The 2683-nt window shown below is 72.9% G+C and carries 1 protein-coding gene; it reads left to right on the top strand.

Annotated features, from left to right (window positions below):
• Positions 1–2683: amino acid adenylation domain-containing protein (locus tag VF794_RS39035; RefSeq protein WP_331118676.1), on the top strand; the 2683-nt coding region annotated here is incomplete at both ends.

Raw genomic sequence — 2683 nt, 5'->3', positions numbered from 1 at the left:
GTCCTGCGCCGGTTGCTGGCCACGCACCCGGTGCTGAGGACGTCGTTCGACCTGACGCGCTACAGCGAGCCGCTCCAGCTCGTCCACCAGGCGGTGGCGCTGCCCCTGACGGTGCATGACCTGCGGCACCTGTCCGCGACCGAGCAGGAAGCGCACCTGGAGCGTTGGCTGGAGGAGGACCGGATCCAGCCCTTCGACTGGAGCCACGCGCCCCTGATGCGGGTGACGCTGCACCGACGCACCGACACCACCGTGCAGCTCAGCGCCACCTTCCACCACGCCATCCTCGATGGCTGGAGCGTGGCCTCGCTGTTCACCGAGCTGCTCGGCGACTACGTGGCGGCCCTCCGGGACGAGGCGCCCACGCAGGCCGCACCCGCGCTGCCCTTCCGCGAGTTCATCGCCCTGGAGCGACGTGCGCTCCAGGACGAGACCACCCGCCGCTTCTGGGCGGAGCGGCTGGACGGGCTCGAGGTGACGTCGCTCACCCGCGTCATGCCCCGCCGGCCGGAGGTGCCCGCGCGAGGCATCGCCGTGCAGCCGGTGTCCCTCTCGCCCGAGGTGTCGTCCGGACTCCAGCGGCTCTCACGCCTGGCCTCGGTGCCACTCAAGAGCGTGCTGCTGGCGGCGCACCTGCGGGTGCTCGGCGCGGTGTGCGGGACGAACGACGTGGTGACGGGCCTCGTGTCCAACGGCCGTCCCGAGGTGCGGGATGGCGAGAAGACGCTGGGCCTCTTCCTCAACAGCCTCCCGCTGCGGCAGCGGCTGAACGAGGGCACCTGGGTGGAGCTGGTGCGCCGCACCTTCGCCACCGAGCGGGAGGTGTTGCCCCACCGGCGCGCCCCCATGAGTCGGTTGCAGCAGCGCCATGGCGGTCAGCCGCTGTTCGAGGCCCTCTTCAACTTCGTGCACTTCCACGTGTACCAGGGGTTGATGGACGTGGAGGGCGTGCGGCTGGTGAGCCCGGTGCGCTCCATCGAGCGCCTGGACCTGCCGCTGGCGGCGATGTTCAACGTGGATCCGGTGACGTCCGAGCTCCAGCTCGCGCTGCACCACGACACCGCGCGGCTGGACGAGGAGCGGGTGCGCGAGCTGGCCGGGCACTACGCCCGCGTCCTGGAGGCCATGGCCACCGCGCCGGAGGAGCGCCACGAGCACCTCTCCCTGCTGTCCCCCGCCGAGCGGGAGCGCGTGCTGGTGGAGTGGAACGCCACCCACGCCGAGGTGCCCGCCCACGCGTGCGTGCACCACCTCTTCGAGGCCCAGGCGGCACGCACCCCGGAGGCGCCCGCGCTCACCTTCTCCGAGCAGACGCTCTCCTACCGGGAGCTGGACGCACGGGCCACCCGGCTCGCGGCACGACTGAGGGCGCTGGGCGTGGGCCCGGATGACCGGGTGGCGGTGTCCCTGGAGCGCTCGGTGGAGATGGTGGTGGCGATGCTCGGCGTGCTGAAGGCCGGAGGCGCCTACATGCCGCTGGACCCGGCACACCCGCTCGCGCGCCTGGAAGCCGTCCTCCAGGAGGCCCGTCCCGCCGCGCTGGTGACGCACTCCTCCCTCGCGGCCTCCGTGCCGGCGGGCGCCCTGCCCCTCCTCCTCGTGGACGAGGCCCCGGAGCACACGCCGCCGCTCGCCGAGCCCCGGGTGTCCGCGCGCAACCTCGCGTGCGTCCTGTACACCTCGGGTTCCACGGGGCGGCCCAAGGGCGTGATGGTGGACCACGGCAACCTGGTCAACCACTTCGTCACGCTCGATGCCCGCGTGGGCGCGGAGTCGCCCGGCACCTGGCTGGCCGTCACGCCCTACACCTTCGACATCTCGGGGGTGGAGCTGGTGTGGACGCTCACGCGCGGCTTCCACGTCGTCATCCACCCGGAGGACCGGCACGCGCCCCACACGGTCCCCGAGCAGATCGAGCGCCACGGCATCACCCACCTGCAATGCACGCCCTCGCGCGCCACGCTCCTGCTCCAACAGCCGGGCGCGGCTCGGGCCCTGGGACGGCTGCGCACGCTGGTGCTCGGCGGCGAGGCCCTCACCCCGGCCCTGGCCACCGAGCTGCGGGGGTTCCTCGCCGGACAGCTCCTCAACATCTACGGCCCCACCGAGACGACCATCTGGTCCACGACCCACGGCGTCGACGCGGTGGGCGCCTCCATTCCCATCGGCCGGCCCGTGGGCAACACGGCGGTGTACATCGTCGACAGGCACGGCGTGCCCGTGCCTCCGGGAGTCCCCGGCGAGCTGCTCATCGGCGGCGCCGGCGTGTCGCGCGGCTACCTGCGGCGGCCGGAGCTCACCGCCGAGCGCTTCGTCCCGGATCCGTTCGGCACCACGCCGGGCGGGCGGCTGTACCGCACCGGAGACCTGTGCCGCTATCTGCCGGACGGGACGATCGAGTTCCTCGGCCGCCTGGATCATCAGGTGAAGATCCGGGGCTACCGCATCGAGCTGGGCGAGCTCGAGGCGGTGCTGCGCGAGGACCCGGCCGTCCGCGAGGCCGCCGTGGTGGCGCGCACGAAAGGACAGGAGCCCACGCGGCTGGTGGCGTACCTGGGTGTGGGCCCCTCCTCCCCCGAGGTGCGGCAGGCGATGGTGGCCCACGTGCGCGAGTTCCTGCGCCAGCGGGTGCCCGAGTACATGGTGCCCTCGGCCTTCGTGGTGCTGGACACGCTCCCGCTCA

Source organism: Archangium sp. (genome assembly GCF_036389735.1).
GTDB lineage: Bacteria > Myxococcota > Myxococcia > Myxococcales > Myxococcaceae > Archangium.
The sequence above is the reverse complement of the archived record's forward strand: the minus strand, read 5'-3'. Positions and strand labels throughout refer to the sequence as shown.